The organism is Moorena sp. SIO3I8 (assembly GCF_010692325.1).
GTDB lineage: Bacteria > Cyanobacteriota > Cyanobacteriia > Cyanobacteriales > Coleofasciculaceae > Moorena.
Map to the genome: position 1 here is coordinate 1 of NZ_JAAHHW010000107.1, position 22,117 is coordinate 22,117.

Genomic DNA, 22,117 nt, shown 5'->3' on the forward strand with positions numbered 1-22,117 from the left:
TCTGAACGATTGTGGATTCTTCAGTTCTTGGGTGCTCCTTGCCGTAAATATTACCTCTTGGCTTGATTTCGTGCTCAAAGGGGGTAGGAAAATTATCTGCATGTGATCCCTACCTGCGGAAAGTGGGTTACCAACTTAGTATGGTGAGTTAATCTATTTAATTACCATTGCTTACAAATCCTGATTATAATAATTGTAATTTTTAATCATTCATACTTATTTGAACAAGATGAAGATGAATTCGATATTATGAAAAATAACTTAATTGACTCCCAGCTGAGTGATAGTAATCGATTGCAAAATCAGAATACTACATCATTCTTAAAATTAGTGGTCTTTAGAATAGACAGCATCAATTTCGCATTTCCGATTGAGTGTGTAAAAAAAGTAATTAATTATACAACTGTTTATAGCAGTGGACTCAATGATATTGGCATTGCCCATATCGATGATCAGGAAATTCCTATTATCGACTTGCATCGCCGGTTATTTAAATCTAGCAAAATCAGCACTTCTAACCCAGGACGCTTCCTGCTGATTGCTCAAAATACAATGGGTGAACGATTTGGTATCCCTGTACTCAAAACACCGAATTTGATAGAGGTTTCCGTGAGTGATATTCGTACCCTACCAGAGTCTTTTCGTCAAGCTGATACCCTAGGAATTGCTAGTCATGTTGCGGTGATTCCCCAAGAAAATACATCTTTGACAGTCTTTTTGCTAGATGTTAATCAATTGCTGCCTTGGGTTTCTCAAAGTGCGAAAAGGGGTTAAGCATTGAGCAATCAGCAATCAGCTATCTTTGCCCCTAGCTTGATGGGATGGGGATAGTCCCAGTGGATGAGATTTCTGTTATACTTTAGATTATAAAATAGCTATCTGCCAGAATTAAAGGTTAGGGGAGAAGTCCCGCGCTCTATCCGTGCTTGATGAGCGTCCTATGGGAGAGCCTTTTTCTGGGAATTGTGCCAAAAAGTTGCTAGCATCAAAAACGCGCTTTGACGATAACCAAGTTAAAAAACCTTGTTGCCAAAAAACCAACCAAGCAGAATCATCGGTCTTAGAAATTAGGACTGCTGGTGAGGGCAGGAATATAAGACCTGGGTTTGGGGAACTAAATTTAGGCAATTCCTTGTGAAGTCCGAATCCATTGCTGTAGCGTAAGCTCAGGCTATTGTAGTTCACAGGTGTAGCTTCCACCTACGCTTTTATCTACGATCCTTAGCACTATAAGGGATAAGGGTCAAGTAGAAGCAATCGGAACAAGTATCCGACAATACCCATCTAGAGATTAAGATGTAGCATAATAAGTCTTATCTCTAGCAGTAGAACTTATGGCCAGTCCCTCTGATGTGAAACAAAACGTTTTTATTCAGTGTAGGTCGCCGGTTCGCCGATCAACCTGCCAGAATCCCCATGCTTTAGCGATGGGGAGTCGTCAATTTCCAGCAGTACGACCTAAGAGTCTAGTCAACGGGTGCTGCTAAAGTTTAATATATGGTGTTTCCCAAAAAACTGATTAAGGGCGGCTCTAAAGTATCTAAAGTTATAGATTTACCTAAGTATGGTATACGCTCCATTCTTGCTAAAGGGGTGCAGATGGACTTCGAGTCAGGACAAAACCGTGTTCAAGTCCTCAAAGGAATAGACTGGGAAGTCAAACGTGGTGATATCCAACTTTTAATGGGACCGTCTGGCTCTGGCAAGACTACCCTTTTGTCAATATTGGCGGGATTACTGACCCCGACATTAGGAAAAGTCTATTTACTGGGTCAAGAAATTACCGGTATGTCTAGAACTAAGCTGGCAGAGTTTCGACGAGAACACATTGGCTTTATTTTCCAACACTTCAACCTATTTCCAGCTCTGACAGCAGCAGAGAATGTGGAAGTTGTGCTAAACATTAAGGGCATTCGGGGGGTCAACGCTCGACAGCAGGCAAAAACCTTATTAGAGCAGGTTGGTTTAGAGGGGAAAGGACATCTTAGACCGAGTGACTTGTCAGGGGGGCAGAAGCAACGGGTAGCGATCGCGCGGGCTTTAGCTAAAGAGCCACCCCTAATTATGGCAGATGAGCCAACGGCAGCCTTGGACTCTCACAGTGGTCATACAGTCATTGAGCTTCTGCGTCGTCTGGCTAAGGATAAAGGCTGCACAGTGCTGATGGTAACCCACGATCCTCGTATTATCGATGTAGCTGACCAAGTGTCTTATATGGAAGATGGTATGTTGAAGGTTGATGGTTGAAGGTTGATGGTTGATGGTTGAAGGTTGAAGGTTGATGGTTGATGGTTTAAAGTTGATGGTTGAAGGTTGATGGTTGAAAGTTGATGCTTCACAGGTGAGTGTTAACGGTCAACCGTGAGCATGTTAGTTTCACTTCTACCTACCTACCTAATTATGATGTGAATGGGCAATTTGCCAACACGACAAATTACTGTTCACTCTAGGCATCATAATCATGTTTATGGTAAATTTCTGGCTAGCTATAGGGGTTTTGGGACTGGGTTCTATTCTGTGGGTAGAACTGGTGCGAGACTTCTATCACCTCCTGTCCCATCACTGGAAACCTCTGTATCGCTTGCATGTGTGGCATCATCGGGTCTTCCGTCAGGATTTAACTGCTGTCAGTGATACCATATATCGACAGGCGCACTGGCGTAATGATGTGCCAGAAGCCTTGGTCATGCTAATGTTAGGCTTGGTGCTATGGTGGTTGGCTTATACCTGGACACCAGATATGCATTGGGCAGCTTTGGCTGGTTCTGTGTACTCTATGGTATTTCTATTTGGTGCGATCGCTCGTGGCTATGGCATCAAGGGAGCTGATAAGTTGACTGATGGAACCCACCTTCCGGGTCCATTCCTCTGTCCTCCTTCCGGTTGGATGGTAAATCGCAGCTACCATTGGCGACATCACTTTGATAACCAAAAGGCTTACTATGGCGGCACATTGACTTTAGTAGACAAACTGATGGGGACAGCACTATCGCTCCAAGGGAAAACTATTGCAGTGACGGGAGCATCGGGAACTTTGGGACAGTCACTGTTGTACCATCTCCAGCAACGGGGAGCAAAAGTGATTGCTCTGACCTCCCAAGAACAAACTGTTACGTTAAGTGTCAATGGTGAAAGCTTGCCAGTAAAAACCTTCACTTGGCAAGTGAGTAAAGAGTCCGAACTAGCCCCACATTTGGAAAATTTGGATATTCTAATTCTCAATCACGGCATCAATGTTCATCAAGAACGGACAGCCGATGCGATCGCAAAATCCTACGAGGTCAACACATTATCAAGTTGGCGGTTGCTGGAGATGTTTTTATCCACTGTTCGGACGAACCAAGATATTGCTCGCAAGGAAGTTTGGGTTAATACTTCGGAAGCGGAAGTTAGTCCAGCCTTTAGTCCTTTGTATGAACTGAGCAAACGTACCCTAGGAGACCTAGTTACCCTCCGTCGTCTAGATGCTCCTTGTGTAGTACGTAAACTAATCCTCGGACCATTTAAAAGTAATCTCAATCCGATTGGGGTCATGTCAGCGGATTGGGTAGCCCAACAAATCCTTAATCTAGCCACTCGTGATGTGCGTAACATCATTGTGACGATTAATCCGATAACCTATTTAGCGTTTCCAGTCAAGGAATTTTTTGTCAGCCTGTACTATAGGCTGTTTAGTCATTAGTCCTTAGGAACTTGGGTTAATTATTAGTAATTAGTGGTACTACTTACTAAGGGTGGCGTAGCCATTCGCGTAGCGTGGCCGAAAGGCCAAGGTGACGTTGAATTTACGGCACCATATGACTACAGAGTTAAAGTCTTCTGGATTAACATCAGCAGGGATAAGGTACCCTTGAGTCCCACTGACCTGCTGAAGAGGACCAAGACTTTCATAATTTTCCTTACTGTAGGATTTGGGGACAGTTTGGCGGTGCAACAGCACCATTAAATCGGGTCCGTTATCGGTCTTAAAGGTTTCGTCAAACTTCAGGTAACGTTGTCCATTGTCTGTGAATAAACTTACCATGCCTTGAGTAGAATGGGCTGCTGTTACAAAATTTCCTGATCTACTTGTTGCCTGTGCCACTGTTCTAGCTGGTTCAGCAGCTGGAACAGTGGACACATCAATCTTGGTTGTCGTAGACCTAGAGGTAGAGGGTTTTGCCTGAACAGTACTCTTGATTCCCAGGTACTCCTGCTACACAACCTACGCTTAAAAAGGCAGTAGCACCAAAGATCGCTAAATAGTTAAGCTTCATCAGATTATCTATCTCGTGGAAACATTACTCTTTTTGCTATTATGTCTAGTCTTCGGTGGCATTAACCTGAGTTTTGGTTAAGAAATTTAGTGAATACTTCTCAACTCTAGCTCATTAAAAAATTTATCCATTAATATATCCCAAACTTGGTAAGTTAAGTAAATTTTAATATTTAGCTCAGGTTATATTAATATATTATCAATATTATCTAGATTAGTCACATACTATTTTATTAGTTTGGTTGAGTTTAAAATAACAAGTTATGATACAGCAATGGGTGTAATGGTGTTTCCAAATTCAAGGGGCAAATAATTGCTATAACCTTTATAATACCACACTTTTTAATGTCCTATTCCCTATTCCCTGCCCACAGCGCTATACCTGTTTTTAGACATGACAGTTCCCAAAGTGAGCTACCCAAACTCTAGGTGTTCTTCTAACAAACAAGTTTTTAGGTTACGAGCCGCAACGGTCGTGATGCTGATTCTATTTACTAGTTTTAGTGCGATCGCTTTAGCTTGGTTGACTGGTCAGGGGCAGATTACACAGCTATTTGCTCAGCTGCATGTCTGGCAAATAAACCCACCGATGTGGCTGGAAGCACCAATGGTGACTCAGCACCACTACTTATTACTGCCAACAATTATCTTAATGGTAGTTGTGCTGGGGGTCACGAAACTCTCTCCCCGTCCTCGCACTTGGTCTAGAAATTTAGTGGTGGGGATTTTGCTAGCACTATTGGGACGATATCTGCTCTGGCGAATCTTCTCTACCCTCAATTTAGTGGATCCCCTTAATGGTGTCTTTAGCCTAGGATTATTTTTACTGGAAATGTTGTTGCTAACCAGCAGTATTATCCAGCTATTTTTAATGTTAAGGGTCAAAAACCGTAGCGCTCATGCTTCTCAGTTATCAATAGATGTGATTTCAGGAAGGTTTAATCCTTCTGTGGATATCTTCATCCCAACCTATAATGAACCCTGTTTTATTTTAAAGCGAACAATTATGGGTTGTCAAGGGATAGATTATGACAACAAAAACGTTTATTTACTAGATGATACCAAACGTCAAAATGTCAAAGATCTAGCTGCTGAATTGGGGTGTAACTATATCACTCGTCCAGATAATTCCTATGCCAAAGCGGGAAACTTAAACCATGCTATTCCAAAAACATCAGGGGATTTGATTGTATTATTTGATGCTGATTTTGTCCCGAATAAAAATTTTCTGACTCGCACCGTAGGTTTTTTTAAAAATAGTAATGTCGGATTAGTCCAAACTCCTCAAAGCTTTTATAACCCTGACCCGATTGCCTACAATTTAGGTTTAGAAGATGTGCTACTGCCAGAATAAGAGATATTTTATCGGCAAGTTCAGCCCATCAGGGATGGTGCTGGCGGTGTGGTTTGTTCCGGAACTTCCTTTGTTGTTAAACGTGATATTATAGAAGCGGCTGGTGGTTTTGTAACCGATTCTTTGTCTGAAGATTACTTTACTGGTATTCGGATAGCAGCAATGGGTTACCAAGTTATTTATTTAGATGAAAAACTTAGTGCTGGTTTAGCCGCAGAAAATATTGCTGCCCATGTAGCTCAACGATTGCGGTGGGCTCAAGGAACATTGCAGGCATTTTTTATTGATGCCAACCCTCTAACTATTCCGGGGTTAAAACCAATCCAAAGGCTAGCCCATTTAGATGGATTACTAAATTGGTTTACCGGTTTATCTCGCTTCGGATTCCTGTTAATGCCCCTAGCTTATTCATTTCTAGGGGTGATTCCCTTAAAAGCAACGGCTGCTGAATTGTTGTATTTCTTGCTACCTTATTATCTGATACAGCTCACAGTTTTTTCCTGGTTAAACCTTCGTTCCCGGTCAGGATTGTTGTCGGATATTTACTCATTGCCTTGGTGTGTTCCTCTGAGCTTGACAGTGATACAAGTCATGCTGAATCCCTTTGGCAAAGGATTTAAGGTCACACCCAAAGGCGTAAAACGCGATCGCTTTGTGTTTAACTCCAAGTTGGGATTGCCTTTGATTATCCTATTTATCGCTACAGCAGTTAGCCTATGGATGAATTTGAGTACTTCTGTGATGTATTGGGGAAGTGGGATATCAGCTACTGACGCTCAGATGATTCAAGGTCTGAGTCTAGGTTGGATTTGGAGTATCTATAACCTGATCATGTTGGGTATTGCTTTATTGATTGTAGTGGATGTCCCCAATCGGGACCTTTACCAGTGGTTCAAGTTGCGCCGAGTGGTGCGGCTTGAGATCTCAAATCAGACTGTCTGGGGTATGACCACCAAGATTTCAGAAGTTGGTGCTCAAGTGGCTTTGACCGAGGTGGCTGATTTACGATTAGATAGCCCAAACACTGCCACTGAACCGTTGCCAGTGGAACTAGAGATGATCGAGGAAAAGCTAGAGTTGTCAGGAGTAGTTACTGAAATTGACAACAGTGGTGAAGAAGCTAGTCTACGAATTATGTTTGACCCATTAACTCTCCAAGAGCATCGCACTTTGGTAGAGATACTCTTTTGCCGTCCGGGTCGATGGCAGCGACGGGAAACTCCATCAGAAATGCGATCGCTTTTACTGTTGTTTAAGATTTTGCTGAAACCGCGATTACTATTTGATCGCCAGGGTAGGAGTTGAGAAACTCTATTGATCTAAATCACTAGCAACAATTCGATAAATCCTTCCCAGTTAAGCTCTTTGCCTCCAATTCGCTGTTGCAAAAAGGTCACTTCATCTTCTGAAAGAGGAGGCTGATCCACACTGGCTAACACTACATTCATTTCATCTAGCTCAACCACTCCATTCTTATTCTTATCAATGGGAATAAAGTATGTGGCAAACTCATTAAGTCTCGACATCAGACGACGGTGGCGCAGCAACAATTCCCCAAATTCCTCGAAGTCTATTTCTCCGCTGTTATCGACATCCATGCTGGAAAAGACAAAGTTCAGTTCATCATCACTGATGCTATGCCCCGCTTGCTGGAAGTGATAGCTAAGTTCTGTCAAAGACAAGCTGCCGCTTTGATCCCGGTCGATAGCATCAAAGATATAACGCAGGTCACCTTTGAGTTCTTGGGGTGCTTTGTCAAATAATACCTTGTGATGCTGCCCAACCATGGCTCCTTGCAACTGCCGACGGAAGGCCGAAATCACTTCCTTGGCTGTGAGGTAGCGGAATCGATGCTCTTCGGGACTAGCAATGGAGTAGGGTGCAACAGGCACCAAGGAAGAAAGCGATCGCTGTAAGATTACGAAGCAGGCATAAGTACCCAGATGAAAGGACATCGCCAAAATCGGTAGTTTCAAGGGTGTCATTACCAGAGTCAGCAGCCAGCCAATCAGAGCTGCCCCAAAGGCTCCACCACTTGCAAACAAAAGGCTTCGTCGATTAGGGGTATAGAAAATGCCTCCAATAGCAATTGCGGTTAATGCTGAGTTGTATCCCCACAGTCCAGCGTACAGCACATTCAGATTTACCCCCAGTACAATGCCAGTGACCAAACCAATCACCGACCCTAGAACCGCAACCAGGGCTCCCATTGGGCTACACAAGGCTAAAGCAATTATAATTAACAAGGCAGATACTAAGCTGCCTGAAAAAAAGATTTGACCAATTCCGGTGATTAGGCCGGATAAAACGCTTACCCCATCTAGGGATTCAGCTGGGTTAGGGAAGGGCGGTGGTGCCCCTAATTCAAAGAAGGGTTGCGGAACGTAGAGGGCTATTACCAGAAAGCTGTAGGTAACAATGTGAAATGGCACTCCCATAGAGGGCAGCCCTAAATACACGGCCATCCATAGCCCGATATACTGCATCAATACTGTGCTCAGGGCTGCACAAATGATAACCGCCAGTACCCAAAGCAAGTTTCCAGTACCATTGCCCCAAGTGCCAAACGTTCCTAAAGCTAGCCCCACTAAGGCTCCGTTCAAACCAAAAATGCCATTGCGAATACTGGGGCGATCGAGACCCATCAAATAGGCGGTCCATGTAGCCACAACAACTCCGACAACTAGCATCAAGGCTACCCAGGGCGACTGAATAAAAACCGCAAGAGTAATGAGTAGTCCAGTGATAGGATTATTGGCAAACCCTACTTGACCGATACCCCGTAAACTAGCATTGATAAAATCTAACAGCGGACGCCGCTCCCAGGCTTGGTTGAGGTCTTGCAGAGTTCCCATGATGGGCAAGGGATGCCGATGAGACGTTTTCTCTGATTTCAATAAACGAGATAACAGCTCATGGAGCGGCAAAGGTTGAGGTTTATCTTGAGAAATTTCAGATGTTTGAGACATGGTAAATTGATGCTTTTGTTGGGTGAGATCGACTCCTGTGCGGCTATTTCTTGAACAGGGCTCAAACCTTAAGGATGTGGTTTTTACTCAGGACTGAATTGCTCTAAATCAGTTCATAAAACAGTTTGAGGAAACGATCGGTATCCACATCTAAACAGGCTTCTACATTGGGAGGATAGGCGGCTTCATCCCGACGATCACGCAGATCGGCCAGGGACATATCAGAGGTAAATTTTCCTTCAGTTTCTACCACCATATACACCGATTCTGTAGAAACCAGGTTCGGATCAATGGCAACACCGACAGCTAATGGGTCATGCAGGTAGCAGCCGTGGAAACCTTCGTTTTCTCTATAGAATGCCATATAAATGCCTGTGCAATCGGCAATGAACTGAGCCACTGCTGACGGATGTTTCTGAGCGTAATTCTCTACATCTTTCCGGGGAAGGGGTGCCTTCATGGCCACATCCAAAGCTACTAGGGTCAGGGGAATGCCTGATTCCATAACCATTTGAGCCGCATCAGGATCCACAAAGAAGTTAAACTCGGCAGCAGCTGAAATGTTGCCCGGAACCTTCACGGCTCCACCCATGATCACGATGCGGCCTACCTTTTGCAGGGTGGTGCGATCGCGCTGCAGAGCTGTTGCAATATTGGTCAATGGTCCTAGAGCCACAATGGTCAAGTCGCTGCCATATTCCTGGGCGGCTTTCAGCAATACATCAACAGCATCTTCTGAAGAAGGCTCCATGGTAAGTTGGGGATACTTGGGCTGCCATCAGCATTTTTAAACTGATGCAGTTCTCCCAGTCCATCGGAGCCATGAATACCTGCAGCATTGAAGGGAGGACGAACCAGAGGTTTTTCACAGCCTTTTGCCACTAGGGGAGGCTGGTTTGGTTGAACAATGTCAATCACCCGCAACACATTATTAGCAGCTTGATGAAATCAATATTGCCAGCTAACACGGTGACTGATTTGAGCTCAATTTGTTCACAATTCAGAGCCATGATAATCGCGAGAGCATCATCAACACCCCCATCAGTACCCCCATCAGTATCGATAAATGGGACGGGCTTGGGAATTAAGCATTGTGTTCTCCTTACATTGCTAACGATGCCAGCTCATCCATCGACACCATACCATCTTTATCGACATCCAACACCTCAAACATCAGGCTAATTAATTCTTTCTGGGTGCTGCCTGTCCGTTCTGCCAATGCTCCCTGTACTTCTGCCGGGGAAATATAGCCATCTTGATTTTGATCGAGAAAGGCAAAGGCATTTTTGAAACCCTGTTTCAGCTCTTCTGTGGTCATTTTCCCATCGCCATCGGCGTCCCATTCCTCATAATTAATTAGGACTCTCCAAGCATCTTTCATGCAGCTTTCTACGATCAGGTTTTGGCCTGGAAGACATTGCTCCAAAGGTGGAGCACCACCGTTTGCGTTGACATAATCTACCAACGGTTTGATTTGATCGAGCCCCCTCAGCAAGAATTGGACAATACTGAGGGTGTAAATCTTTTGGGGGTCAAATGGGGCGTGGTTAATGCTGACAATTTTCAGACTGGGGTAGTCTTCAACTACTACATCAAGATCGGCATGGAGAAAATTGGATGCTTCCCGCTCGGGCGTGCCGCGAGTTTCGGTAATAGACTCTTGTAAGATGTACCCAGGCACCTGAATCAAGGCCATTTGGGTATCCAATGGCATCTCTTCCAACAAATCCCTATATCTGAACGATTCTCCCTTCTCATAGTATCGCTTACCCCGAACACATCCTCCCTGGATCATAACTAGATCGACATTTTTAAAGCTTTTCTTGATATAAGAACATAGGGTTGAGGCCACTTTTTCGGGTTGGAATCGCATCCGTTTAGAGGACATCGGTTCTTTCACCTCAAAAATTTCCACATCCATCAGCGAACCTAGAAAATTTTCGGTACTTTCTACAAACTTTTGGACCTTGGGATCGGCATCAAAATGGGTGGCTGGCAACAGATGAACAGCACTATGCCACTGCTCGGAAGCATCCCACCACACATCAACAACAACCACATTAGTAGCATCAGCACCAGCCTTAACAATCAGACTCCGCTCAATTTTCTCAATATAAATCTCATGCTCGTGCCCCCCAACAATTATAGGAACCTTACCACTAAGTTGGTCATCTTGCTCGATCCCCGTGGCTAGTTCCCGATCTTCGGCAATCGTCTGATGGGTCAGCGGAATCAGCATGGTTGCGTCATTGGAACACTTAGACCAGGTTTCTTTTAACGCATCAAAGATGGGTTGGATGGTTATGTTCGCCCCGGGTCGGAAAGTATTGATCTTACTAGTGCAAAATCCAGCAAAGGCAACTCTACGAGAACCTACTTCAACAATGTCATATTTCGGAAGCAGCTGACCACTGGCATCCACAATTGGCAAGTCCAAGATGTTGCTATTTAAGCATTTCCCTTCGTAGGTTTTGAAACGCTCACCTAGGACATCGACGGTAACATCGAATTCATGGTTGCCCAAGCAAATATAATCAATGTTGACTACCTTGAGCACGTCCAGCATGGCTTTACCGCCATCAAGTGAGGTAATTAAACAAGGAGAGAGAAAGTCTCCGCTGAGGCAGGCAATCACCACGGCATCTTCCGATGTTTCCTTCAGGGATTTAATCACTGTTTCCACGTAGGGATAATTATTGATGTCGTAAACATCATTGATCGAAATGATTCTGAGATAGTTGCCCACCGCCTCTCGGGGTTTCGGCAGATACAATCGAGGATTTGTCATTAGGGAAAGTAATTTTTAGGAATATTTCAGGAATATTCTATAGCAAAAGCGTCAACAAAGAGATCAGCAAAAATTATAATTAAAATAGTTTCTTAAGAATTCAACTGATGCTAGTGACGGCGTTGGTGAATACACAGATGAATCGGGAGCAGGCACCGGAACATCCCAATACTTGAGGTTTAGTCGTGATTTAGGAGTACCATACAACTAGAAATACTGATTCCTAGTTGTATGGTATCTTAATCAAGGTGCCTGTATTTGCTATTACCAGCATGGAAGCATTTTGACAGTTGCTAACGTATCATTTACCAAAAATCAAAGGTGAAGTCTAACTTTCGTGTAGCGATTATACATTCCCCGCAGGGTGATTATCTTCAGGAACCAGACATCGAGCAAAACGTTCTCCAACCTGAAGCCACGGTTGTTGTCCATCGAGCCGATCAGGCTAAAGAACTCATTGGTCGCATAGAAGATGTTGAGGCAATCATATCCTGGCACAAGACACCCCTTGATGCAGATATTCTGGGAAGATTGCAGTGTTGCCGTTGTATTGTACGGGCAGCTGTAGGTTTTGACAACATTGATCTTGCTTTTGCTGCCAAAAAAGGTATTCCAGTGTGTAACGTTCCCGACTATGGAACAGAGGAAGTTGCCGATCACACTCTTGGTTTAATTCTGGCTTTAGTACGTAAACTTTTAATTGTTGACAAATATGTTCGTAACCAAGGATGGGATTGGAACGCTGTCGGTAGTGTGCCTCGCCTTCGAGGTATGACTTTGGGTATTATTGGGTTCGGGCCCATTGGGAGCGCTGTAGCTAGACGGGCTCACCCTTTTGGTCTCAAGGTTGCCTTTTATGATCCCTATGTGCCGAGGGGGACAGCAAAAGCTCATGGTGTAACTCGCTGTGAAACACTAAATGAATTAATAGATGCTGCTCAAATCATCACTATTCATACTGCGCTCACCAGTGAAACACGGCATCTTATTGGTCGAGAAGAGTTGAAACGTATGACTCCTGAAACGATACTCATTAATACGGCTCGTGGGCAAGTAATCGATCAAGAAGCACTCATTGAAAGTATTCTATCAGGTTCTATTGGTCAGGTGGGGCTAGATGTTTTGAGTACTGAACCAAATGTACCTGATGAATTACGAACTTCTGAAAAAGTCATCTTGACAGCACATTCAGCATTTTATGCTGACGCTGCTGAAGCAGAACTCCGTTTCAAAGCAGCTACCTTTGTGCGCATTTTCCTATTTGGTCAAGAGGTACCAACTATAGTTAATGGTGTTTCTAGCAAAAATGACTTCCACCAGCAAATAACTACTATCTAACCAGGGTAAACCCAAGAATCAATAAGGAGGGATTATTATCAACAATATTGATAAAAACATGTAAGAGTGCTGATCAATCTTGGCTTATTATGGTCATAATCCTTGCCCTATATCACATTTTAGCTCAATTTTTATTGGGCTTACCCTGCGGTAACTATTAAGCAATTTCTACCTTCCAAGCAGTTTTATGTTTGGTGACACTAACTGGTTTAGGAGCGCTCCAATGAGTACCAATCACTAACATGTCCGTATCCCCGACACGCTCGAGAAATTTTCGTCGAGTAATCTGAGCTTGCTCGTGAGAACTATCAGCAACACATTCCCATTCTGGGTGGGCGCATTGGCATGGGTGATGCATAACGTCCCCTGTAATCATCGCCTCCTGACCTTGGGAAGAAATAACCACGCTACAGTGTCCGGGAGTATGACCAGGAGTGGGAAACAATTGCAATTCAGGGGTAATTTGATAATTACAATCGACTAAATCAACCAATCCCGCTTCAAAGACTGGGGCGACAGAATCCCCAAAAGCCTTTACCCAAAAATCCTCTTTCTGAGTGCGACAGTGTTCAAATTCAGGCTGTGTAATCAGATAGCGGGCATTCGGAAATGTCGGAATCCACTCACCATTGACTTTCATGGTATTCCAACCGATATGATCGTAATGCAAATGGGTGCAGACTACTATATCCACCTCTTCACGCTTGAAGCCAGATTTAGCAATATCTTCTATAAACGGCCCATTGAGCTGATTAAACGCTGGTTCTGAGCGTTGTTTGTCATTGCCAACACAGGTATCAATGATAATTTTATGCCCATAGGACTCAACTAGAAGTGCCTGAACTCTAAACTTAAGCTTGCCGTCTTGATCAACAAAATGGGGTTTGAGCCAGTCGAAGTCAGGAGCTAAGTTTTCTGGAGTCGCATCAGGTAGGGTAAATGATGGATCTACCGAGAGATCCAGTTCAATTACTGGTGTAATGAAAACATTCCCAATTTTCCACGCCATTATCTCTTTCCTACAGAAAAATTACGACTGTTGCTCAACCATCGCGATTTCGATTTATTGAGCGTTCACGTTCAGAGCGGCCTTAGCATTCCTAAGACCATTAGGTCAGCCCAAACCTTTTTTGTATGATACAGCTACTCACCATCTTCATTAAAATTGGGTCGATGCTAATGCGTTGACGTTCATCCATGTCAGGTATTTTATCAAGCAACTGAGTGACAGGTGATTGATTGTAGATAGATGCTAGATCTGAACTACGAAGTATATCCTGAGTAAATTGAAATAGTCCCTTGTTGAGTTTCAAGGTTGAAGGGGGAGCTAGAAATGGATGTTTTTGACGATGGTAAACGGTATCCGTTAGAAATGGGCGTGCGGCTTCTCGTAAAACATATTTTTCAGTCAAGCCACGAATCTTCATGGAAATAGGCATACGGCAAACTAATTCAACTACTTTATGATCTAGAAATGGTAGCCGCCCTTCTATGGAATGAGCCATTTCTACACCATCCCCTAGCACTCTAAAAATATTATTGGGCAACAGACTCTTTGCCCACAAATATAAAGATTTATGGACTGGTTCCCATTTAGAAAGTTGTCCAGAGGTATCTATCGGCTCCAAAAAGCGTTGGTAAGTATCCTCATAGCTAAACTGATCAACCAACTCAGGCGAGTAAAGAGATAAAAACTGACGATGCCATACTGCTGAAATTTCCATCCAAGCTGGTATAAATCCTAATTGTTTATCAACACTAGCTAATTTCTTAGTCCATTCCCCCTCAGAGAATAAAATCCCCGCAGATACTTTATTGCTTTGCTTTAATTGTTCTAGCAGATTTTTAATCGTCTGCTCATCTTGCCTTTCTGCATTATGACGCCACATATCTTGGCGGAAATGGGCATATCCTCCAAATATTTCGTCTGAGCCTTCCCCCGTCAGAACAACTTTATAGCCAGCGTCCCGTGTTGCTCGACTCAAGAGATACTTGGCTGTCCCATTAGTGTTGTTGCATAACATTTCACTCTGATAAACTGCATCCGCAAAATTATCAATCAGGTCAGAGGGCCGGATTTGAATAACCTCAAGTTTTGCTCTTGCACGTGCTGCGGTCTCAATTGCAATCGCTTTTTCGTCATAAATATCTTGCTCAAAGCTCAAGGTAAACGCCTGAATCGGCTCAGGTACGTGGATACTAGCCATTCCTAAAACCGTAGAGGAATCAAGTCCACCGCTGAGATAGCAACCAACAGGAACATCAGCCTCTAACCGAAGTCGAATTGCCTCATGTAACGTATCGCGGAGCTGTTCAATGTAGTCTTCTTCAGACCTGTGAAACTGGGAATCAGTAATTTGAGGGTAATCAAAATCCCAATACTGCTGCAACTTTATACCAGAATGAGAGGCCATCAGAAAATGCCCTGGCGGCACTTGATACACATTGGCAAACAAGGTGTGATTGTGGGCTAAAAGCTCGATATTTTTGAGTACCAATGCTTCTCGATCCCAATGAGCGGGCACACCAGCGGCAAATAATGCTTTAACTTCAGAGGCGAGATAAAGAGTATTACCATGAACAGCGTAGTACAGGGGCTTAATGCCAAAGCGATCTCGAACGGCAAAAAGTAACTCCTTACGCTGATCCCAAAGCATAAACGCAAACTCTCCTCGGAGGTGCTGCAGACACTCTGTTCCGAATTCATCATATAAATGAAGCGCGATTTCACTGTCAGATTGGGTTAGCAGTTGATATCCCCATCGCCTCAAATCCTGCTGTATCCGCTCAAAATCATAAAACTCTCCATTGACTATGATACGCAGTGTTTCATCTCTGTTGGCAATCGGTTGTTCTCCACCTGTAAGGTCAATAATACTAAGTCGTGCATGTCCCAAACCCACTCTACCTTCAGGGGAAATCCAAATTTTTTGTCCATCTGGACCTCGATGGTTTAAGTGTTCTATCCCCCGTTTCAAAGATGACTCGGAAATTTGCTCTTGTGTTGACAACATTGCGACAATACCACACATAAATAATGTTCCTCTCTTGCTATTGCCTTAAAAATAATTTTTCTTGTTAAAAGCTTTTTGCTTGTGCCGACAATGCTTTAAGATGCTTCTCAAATTGTTGCGTTAAGCTCGATTCGTCGAAAAGGATTCTTTTGACATGTGTATCTATCTCTACACCCTCTGATTGGGCTTCGATCAATCGTTCCTTCAGATTCTCAAGAGTTATAGCATAGGTATGCAGGGAATTCCTGGTAAATCGAGCACTCAACGCATTCTCACCAAACAAGAAGAAACGAACCGAGGCATCGAGCCATCGTACCGTTTCAAACAGAGAGTGCCTCCTTTGAGCTTCCTTAGAAATAGTCGATAGCTGGCGCAAACTGTTGATGTCACAAATTCCACCATCTAGAACGAGATTTTGAGGCATTAGGCAGTGGCCACAATTCCAAGAACAAGGGTCCGTTGCCGTGTACCCAAGAGCTAACATCCGACTAACAACTTCAAACCAACTCGAAATGAGCTTATCAGGCTCTGGGATTTGTTTAAGGAGAGTCTGCTTCCGATCGTCGTAGGAGATATTTCCGAAGATAACCGGCAGATCTAGATGAGCCATCCGATAAGGTACGGTAGGATAATAGTAGATATACACTCCTATGCCATCGTCGAGCCTCCGAAGTTTCTGAAGAGCGGTCGGAGAAACCAGTTGTCGCAGAATAGTTTTCACTTTCTCTATTGTCTCGTCGGGCCAACGAAAGATGAACAAAGGCAATGGAACATGCGCGATCTCCCCGAATACTTGTAAGTGCTTCTCTTGGAAATCGAGAGCTTGTAGCGCGTCTTCTTTGCATTCATCCAACTGGACTACACCTGGCATTTTGCCCTCTCCCACTAAAAACAGATGTAGTCTGTCCATCATTACATTGACCGAGGTAGATACACCAGATAAAACACCAGTTTCCAGTTCCCATACGGAGGACTCTTCTACCAGTTTCTCAAATGTCTCGCCAAAGTTCACTGCACAAGGTTCAGCACCCTTGATGGCTATACAGCCTGAGTATTTTGCATCAGTAGTAGTGGCATCTAAATTCAAATAGATTGCCCTTGAATGGCGCTCAGGGCGCACAAAAGGGTCAAAAAGACCATAGTGAACCTGTCTCTGAGCAGGAACATAACGTGATAATAAGCTGTACAGGTCCTCTGCAATAATATTTTGCCTAACAACCTCCTCGAAAAGTCGAGGGGCATTCTCCTGCAAGGACCATATTCTTTCCGGACAAGTAGAAAGGATATCAGCATGTTCTAGAATGGCTTGCAAATGCACACTTGATGTCATTTTTTTCTTGGCACTTCTATTATTAGAATTATCTCCATTGATGGAGATAATCAAGTTAACACTTTGTTCGAGTAATCATGCGTTCGCCTCATAACTTTGTCCCCTTTTTGCTATAATTTCCCTTCAAAGTTAATTCTTCGGGAAGCATCAGCATAAGCACTTTTCAGAGGAACCGTCAGTTTCCCTCCATCGATAGTAATAGTCTGTCCAGTCATGTAATTCAGCCGATCGGATGCCAAGCAAGTCACTAAAGCGGCGATTTCTTCAGGTTCGCCCATACGTCCCATGGGAACGCCAAACGTGAGCCTGTCTTTGGCAGCTTGAACCGTAATTTCCCCGGCAGCCGCCATGTTTTCAGCTAAGTTCAGCATAGCCCCCGTACCAATTACCCCTGGACAAACGGTATGAATAAGTACATTATGCTCAGCCAACTCCGCTGCGATCGCTCTGCTAAAAGCAGCTAATCCCGCTCTGAAGGTAGTAGAAATTAACAGATCGCCTCTTGGCTGTTCTACTGCACTGGTGGCGATATTAATCACCCGCCCCCAGCCACCCTCGATCATACTGGGTATGACTCCTTTGGTGAGTCGAATCGCACTCATCAGTACCAGTTGGTAAGCACGATCCCAATCTGACTCGCTCAATTGGGCAAGACGACCTGCTGGTGGGTTCCCTGTGTTATTAACCAAGATCTCGATAGAGCCTAGGTTCGCTTCTACAGTTTCTAGAAGTTTTTCTATATCCTGTTTCAAGCTCAAATCTGCTACTACACTGATTATCTTGGCGTTAGTTTCAGCTTCTAAGGTTTGACGAGTTTCTTCAAGGCACTTCTGGTTTCGGCTGCATATAGCTACACTAGCTCCTTCTTGAGCCAGAGATTTAGCAATAGCTTTTCCCAGTCCTTGACTGCTAGCACAGACTAAGGCTACCCGATCTTTTAATCCAAGATCCATGATTTAATTCGATTACATTACCAGGTTATCTCTGTGCTGTCATGCTCAGACATTCAAGGGTATAACCAAACTCTACAAGTGACTCCAATCGCCCCTCACTCCCTTCAAAGACTGGTGATTCTAAGTGGATGCTTGATTGCTATAGCGCAAGGCAAAAGGCAAAAGGCAAGAGGCAAAAGTTCACGTGCATTAGCTTTTCAGCTTCTATCAATGTCCTAACTTTAATGCGTAGTGCTATACCATCCGCCCAGATAGAACTCAGATCTTGACAACTATAACGTTAGTCCTCTCACCACACCAATTGAGCGTTTAGAGACTACCTGGGGGAGGAAGGGGGTCAATACCACCCCTGATTAGGGAGTATCTTGGTCAGTCCTGAAAGTTTTAGATTTTAGGCATTAGAGCTTCACCAAGCCCTGCTCCAATCTTGGTAAATTGCCCGACACCTGAGTTTGAGTTTTCCTGATGAACAACCCCCCAAAAATGATTCCAGAATGAGATGGTGTAATGGAATTTATCCAGCATCGACTTAATCTGGTAATCGTAAGCGCAGGAATTCATCCCCAGTGTAATCGCCCTTCTAATATGAGCTGGCTCTACCTTGAAGTGTTCCTGGAAATAAGGTGTCTGTCGTAATTCCTCCCTGGAGGATGCCTGGGGCTTCAAACACTCAAAGACATGGGAGATATTGTGTTCCGCCAAAAGCTCGAAGCCCAAGAAAAAACCGGCGATCTCATGATCATTCTTGGCGCTGAGAAGCTGTTGTTTTAAGGCTTCCAAAACCTGATCAATATCAAGGGTTGGATAGCTAAGGATGGTGTGTTGGTCAAGGCCCGCCTCGGCCAGTGCCTCTAGCAGCAGCACTGAATGAACTTGCTGAGGATCACCGCATCCTAATTCTTCATTGGCTGTCTGGGCAATATAGCAGCGATTGACAGGATTTTCTAACAGAGGCAGTGCCAGACACAAAAAATCGGCGGCAAAAACACTGAAATGATACCAGCAAGCTGCCAGTCGCAGAGGGGATACCCTTTCTCGCACTAAAGCCAGTTCCTCTGGCGCAGCATTAGCTAGCCAAGCATGTTTGGATACTAGGCCGTGTAGATGAGCTTCCCAAAGTTCTAGTGTGCTACTGCTTTCAGTGGTTTTATTCATGTTTTTAACAACTTTAGCTTCTTTTAGCACCATGAATTATTACATCCATGACTTTCGAATCATACCAGCCAACTTCGGTTTTGCAAAATTTTTTTTGATAAATTTTAGTTTTGCTCCCGACTATGGGGACTATAAAGTTACCGAATATTTTCGTTATTGTTTGGGCTGAAAGCTAAGAGGGGTAAAGCTTTCGAGTGTATTTTGAGATCTTAATTTCATGGAAATCAATAGACTAAATATACGAGAGATATATAAGAGCGTACGGGCTTCGGAGCAAATCTCTACTTCCTTAACATAACGTTAAGGAGCTGAACGTGCTGAAGCTAACTGACCACAGTTAAAGGCACGGGAAGCGCGCCCAAATGGTCTTACCCTTCAATAAATGGGGATAGCTCCCGAGCACCTTTCCTAATTCCGTGTTTGTCGTGATTTAGGAGTACCTGTAGTCTATAAATACTGATTGCTAGTTGTATGGTATCTTGATCAAGGTGCCTGTCTTGGCTATTACCAAAATGGAAATATCTCGACAGTTGCTAACGTATCGTTACTAAAAAAATCCAGGGTTAAGTCTAACTTGCTTTATGACAATGCAACAAACTGTTTCGGTTTTGACTGCTAGGTCTATTCTTGAAGGCATTGACGCTGTTGCCATTGACCAACTACCCACGGTTTGGCAAAAAATTGCCAGTGGTGAGGCAGAAGTAGGACATCCTGACCTTGAGTTCCTGATTGCTTTGGCTCAATTGTTTCTAACCAAGGCAACTGATGGCAGCCCAGAAATTTTTGAGCAAGGTTTCGATTGCCAGTCTCTTTTTCAGAAGGGAGCTTGGGATACTTTAGAGTTCTTTGGTGCTGACTATTTGCTGTCAGCTTACCCAAATTTTGAATTAGCCAAGACTACTGCTGTGGCAACAGATGGTGCCGAACGGGTGGTCGCTTTTGTCGTAGACGTGTTTGAAGAGTTCAAATATGAATTACCAGCGTCTTTCTATCAGATGCTTCTGTGCCCGATTGAGCGTGACTCGATCCTAGAATCACGAGCTATGGCTTTTGATGTGCGCATGCAGGGTGTCAAACGTCCCTACGATGCCTGCCTTCACGCCTTCAATGTGACGCGGATGCTGATGTTTGTCCAGAGTAAAGCTGCTGGTCACGGTCTTCTGCTCCAACACGGGTGCGGCTGTAACTCTCATCTAACGGACATTCAGTCGGCTGCACCTAGTTCAATAGTCCAGTACTCATTTGAGGATCACAAAACTCGTAAAAAAGCAATTACGGCTTACATCTGGCGCATGTGGAATGAGTACATGCTCTTCCCCATGTCCGTTCAGTCACAAACTCTAGCACTATAGGTTTGATAGATACTGCCTTTGAGAAGCATTGCCACTAGAGCTAATTTCTCAACAGAACGTTAAGGACAGTATTCGGTGCGTTCCTAAAGCGTGCCCAAAAAGCGATCGCAGGTTTGCTTGAGCCTTGGTACATCCTCCAGGGGTTCACCTCTGTGAGCTGATTTGATGATTGGAATGACTTGATCGGCTCAGGTGAATTAAGCGATCGCTTTTCTAGAAAAACGATTGATTAATTATTAGTTTTTTTTAAAACAACTTAAAAAAAATTACAATTATAAGTTTATAACTATTCAAACTTATTTCACTAGACCTTTTGCAAAAGTATTGTGATGATACTGTTTAGGTCAATTAGTCTGCCGACTCCCGACTCCCGACTCCCGACTCCCAACTCCCGACTCCCGACTCCCTGTTCCCTTTGCTAGATAACTAATCTAGCTGCATAAGTAATCTAACCAACTTGATCTAAAATGCAAGCAAGCTTAAGCAGCGGAAGCTCATGTCAGCTGATCGCGTGAGGCCGTTGTCTATCTAAAAAACAAGACCAAGAAAAAACTTATGCCTAAATGGAGTTCTCTGGTACTAGCCACTCTAGTATTAGTTGCACCCTTAACAGCCTGTGAAGGAGGTGGGACAAGCGCTACACAAAGCCGCTTAAATATAGTCAAGAGCCGTGGCAAGCTGATTTGTGGTGTTGACGGTGGCATTCCCGGATTTAGCTTTGTGGATGGGAGCGGAAACTACTCCGGGCTAGATGTGGATGTGTGTAAAGCAGTTGCTGCTGCTTTGTTTGATGACCCAGCAGCAGTAGAGTACCGTAACCTTGACTCCACGGAGCGATTTACCGCCGTCAAGACTGGTGAAGTGGATATGCTCTCGCGCAATACCACTTGGACTCTTAGCCGAGATAGCTCTACCAATAACTTAGAATTTGCCCCTACTACCTTTTATGATGGTCAGGGCATGATGGTGCGCAAAAACAGTGGGATTAAAACACTGAAAGATTTTCAAGGCAAATCCGTCTGTGTGGAAACTGGAACTACTACTGAGTTGAATTTAACCGACAAGATGCGGGAAGCAGGTGTTGAATTTGAGCCAGTGGTGTTTCAGAAAGCAGACCTTGCCTATACTGCCTATGACGAAGGACGTTGTGACGGCATGACTTCTGATAAATCCCAACTACTTGCCAAACGCAGCACTCTGCCTAAGCCTGAGGATCATATACTTCTAGATGTTACCATGTCCAAGGAACCCTTGGGACCAGTAACTGTTAATAATGACTCCGCTTGGTTTGATGTCGTTAAGTGGGTGACTTTCGCCTTGATTGAAGCAGAAGAGTTAGGCATTACTAAGGCGAATGTGGCACAAATGAGCAACAGTCCTAACCCGACTGTCAAACGCTTCCTGGGTGTTGAAGGTGACTTAGGCAAAGATCTCGGTTTAGAAAACGATTTTGCAGCGCGAGTGATTAAGCACGTGGGTAACTACGGCGAAGTCTATGACCGGAACTTGGGTAAAAGTTCTCAGTTCAAACTCAATCGGGGTCTGAATGACCTCTGGACTCGTGGGGGTATTTTGTATTCTCCACCCTTCCGTTAAGGGATTGTTAACT

At 44.0% G+C, this 22,117-nt stretch carries 18 protein-coding genes; 8 read left to right on the top strand and 10 right to left on the bottom strand.

Annotated features, from left to right (window positions below; genetic code table 11):
* The first annotated feature begins 249 nt into the window (after window positions 1-249).
* The 3 genes from F6K51_RS28075 (at window position 250) to F6K51_RS28085 (ending at window position 3,682) form a co-directional block, all read left to right on the top strand.
* On the top strand, window positions 250-774 hold the full coding sequence (locus tag F6K51_RS28075; RefSeq protein ID WP_293026312.1) for a chemotaxis protein CheW: 525 nt from the start codon (window positions 250-252) through the stop codon (window positions 772-774).
* A gap of 723 nt (window positions 775-1,497) precedes the next feature.
* Window positions 1,498-2,247: an ABC transporter ATP-binding protein gene (locus F6K51_RS28080; RefSeq protein WP_364303754.1), complete on the top strand. Its 750-nt coding sequence runs from the start codon at window positions 1,498-1,500 to the stop codon at window positions 2,245-2,247.
* A gap of 220 nt (window positions 2,248-2,467) precedes the next feature.
* Entirely contained in the window at window positions 2,468-3,682 is a 1,215-nt protein-coding gene (locus F6K51_RS28085) for a bifunctional sterol desaturase/short chain dehydrogenase (RefSeq protein ID WP_293026342.1), read from the top strand.
* A gap of 39 nt (window positions 3,683-3,721) precedes the next feature.
* Here F6K51_RS28085 and F6K51_RS28090 read toward each other — a convergent pair whose 3' ends face one another.
* A complete protein-coding gene (locus tag F6K51_RS28090; protein ID WP_293026314.1) occupies window positions 3,722-4,120 on the bottom strand; it encodes a DM13 domain-containing protein in 399 nt (132 codons plus the stop codon).
* Window positions 4,121-4,733: 613 nt separating this feature from the next.
* Here F6K51_RS28090 and F6K51_RS38645 point away from each other — a divergent pair.
* Window positions 4,734-5,609: a glycosyltransferase gene (locus F6K51_RS38645; RefSeq protein ID WP_365940294.1), complete on the top strand. Its 876-nt coding sequence runs from the start codon at window positions 4,734-4,736 to the stop codon at window positions 5,607-5,609.
* A 48-nt stretch (window positions 5,610-5,657) separates the two neighbouring features.
* Complete coding sequence (locus F6K51_RS28095) at window positions 5,658-6,914, top strand: glycosyltransferase family 2 protein (protein WP_365940291.1); 1,257 nt, start codon at window positions 5,658-5,660, stop codon at window positions 6,912-6,914.
* 14 nt (window positions 6,915-6,928) lie between these two features.
* Here F6K51_RS28095 and F6K51_RS28100 read toward each other — a convergent pair whose 3' ends face one another.
* The 4 genes from F6K51_RS28100 to F6K51_RS28115 form a co-directional block, all read right to left on the bottom strand.
* Window positions 6,929-8,578: an urea transporter gene (locus F6K51_RS28100; RefSeq protein ID WP_293026316.1), complete on the bottom strand. Its 1,650-nt coding sequence runs from the start codon at window positions 8,576-8,578 to the stop codon at window positions 6,929-6,931.
* A 103-nt stretch (window positions 8,579-8,681) separates the two neighbouring features.
* A complete protein-coding gene (locus F6K51_RS28105) occupies window positions 8,682-9,329 on the bottom strand; it encodes a nucleoside hydrolase (protein WP_293026318.1) in 648 nt (215 codons plus the stop codon).
* Entirely contained in the window at window positions 9,290-9,496 is a 207-nt protein-coding gene (locus F6K51_RS28110; protein WP_293026320.1) for a hypothetical protein, read from the bottom strand. Before F6K51_RS28110 ends, F6K51_RS28105 begins: the two co-directional genes overlap by 40 nt.
* Before the next feature lie 184 nt (window positions 9,497-9,680).
* Entirely contained in the window at window positions 9,681-11,366 is a 1,686-nt protein-coding gene (locus tag F6K51_RS28115) for an EF-hand domain-containing protein (RefSeq protein ID WP_293026322.1), read from the bottom strand.
* 321 nt (window positions 11,367-11,687) lie between these two features.
* On the opposite strand from F6K51_RS28115, the gene F6K51_RS28120 reads away from it, so the two are divergent.
* A complete protein-coding gene (locus F6K51_RS28120) occupies window positions 11,688-12,704 on the top strand; it encodes a C-terminal binding protein (protein ID WP_293026324.1) in 1,017 nt (338 codons plus the stop codon).
* Between the two features lie 157 nt (window positions 12,705-12,861).
* Here the strand turns inward: F6K51_RS28120 and F6K51_RS28125 are convergent, their stop codons facing one another.
* The 5 genes from F6K51_RS28125 to F6K51_RS28145 all read right to left on the bottom strand — a co-directional run bounded on the left by F6K51_RS28125 (window position 12,862) and on the right by F6K51_RS28145 (window position 19,189).
* On the bottom strand, window positions 12,862-13,713 hold the full coding sequence (locus F6K51_RS28125; protein WP_293026326.1) for an MBL fold metallo-hydrolase: 852 nt from the start codon (window positions 13,711-13,713) through the stop codon (window positions 12,862-12,864).
* A 100-nt stretch (window positions 13,714-13,813) separates the two neighbouring features.
* Entirely contained in the window at window positions 13,814-15,736 is a 1,923-nt protein-coding gene (gene asnB / locus F6K51_RS28130; protein ID WP_293026328.1) for an asparagine synthase (glutamine-hydrolyzing), read from the bottom strand.
* Between the two features lie 46 nt (window positions 15,737-15,782).
* Window positions 15,783-16,838, bottom strand: coding sequence for a hypothetical protein (locus F6K51_RS28135; RefSeq protein WP_293026330.1), 1,056 nt, complete (start codon window positions 16,836-16,838; stop codon window positions 15,783-15,785).
* Between the two features lie 320 nt (window positions 16,839-17,158).
* Window positions 17,159-18,001, bottom strand: coding sequence for an SDR family oxidoreductase (locus F6K51_RS28140; protein ID WP_293026332.1), 843 nt, complete (start codon window positions 17,999-18,001; stop codon window positions 17,159-17,161).
* Between the two features lie 384 nt (window positions 18,002-18,385).
* On the bottom strand, window positions 18,386-19,189 hold the full coding sequence (locus tag F6K51_RS28145; protein ID WP_293026334.1) for an iron-containing redox enzyme family protein: 804 nt from the start codon (window positions 19,187-19,189) through the stop codon (window positions 18,386-18,388).
* A gap of 554 nt (window positions 19,190-19,743) precedes the next feature.
* Here F6K51_RS28145 and F6K51_RS28150 point away from each other — a divergent pair.
* Together F6K51_RS28150 and F6K51_RS28155 are read left to right on the top strand one after the other, a co-directional pair.
* Window positions 19,744-20,508 carry a hypothetical protein gene (locus F6K51_RS28150; protein ID WP_293026336.1) on the top strand — a complete coding sequence of 255 codons (765 nt, stop codon included), beginning with the start codon at window positions 19,744-19,746 and terminating at the stop codon, window positions 20,506-20,508.
* 555 nt (window positions 20,509-21,063) lie between these two features.
* A complete protein-coding gene (locus F6K51_RS28155; protein WP_293026338.1) occupies window positions 21,064-22,104 on the top strand; it encodes an amino acid ABC transporter substrate-binding protein in 1,041 nt (346 codons plus the stop codon).
* The last annotated feature ends 13 nt before the right edge of the window (window positions 22,105-22,117 follow it).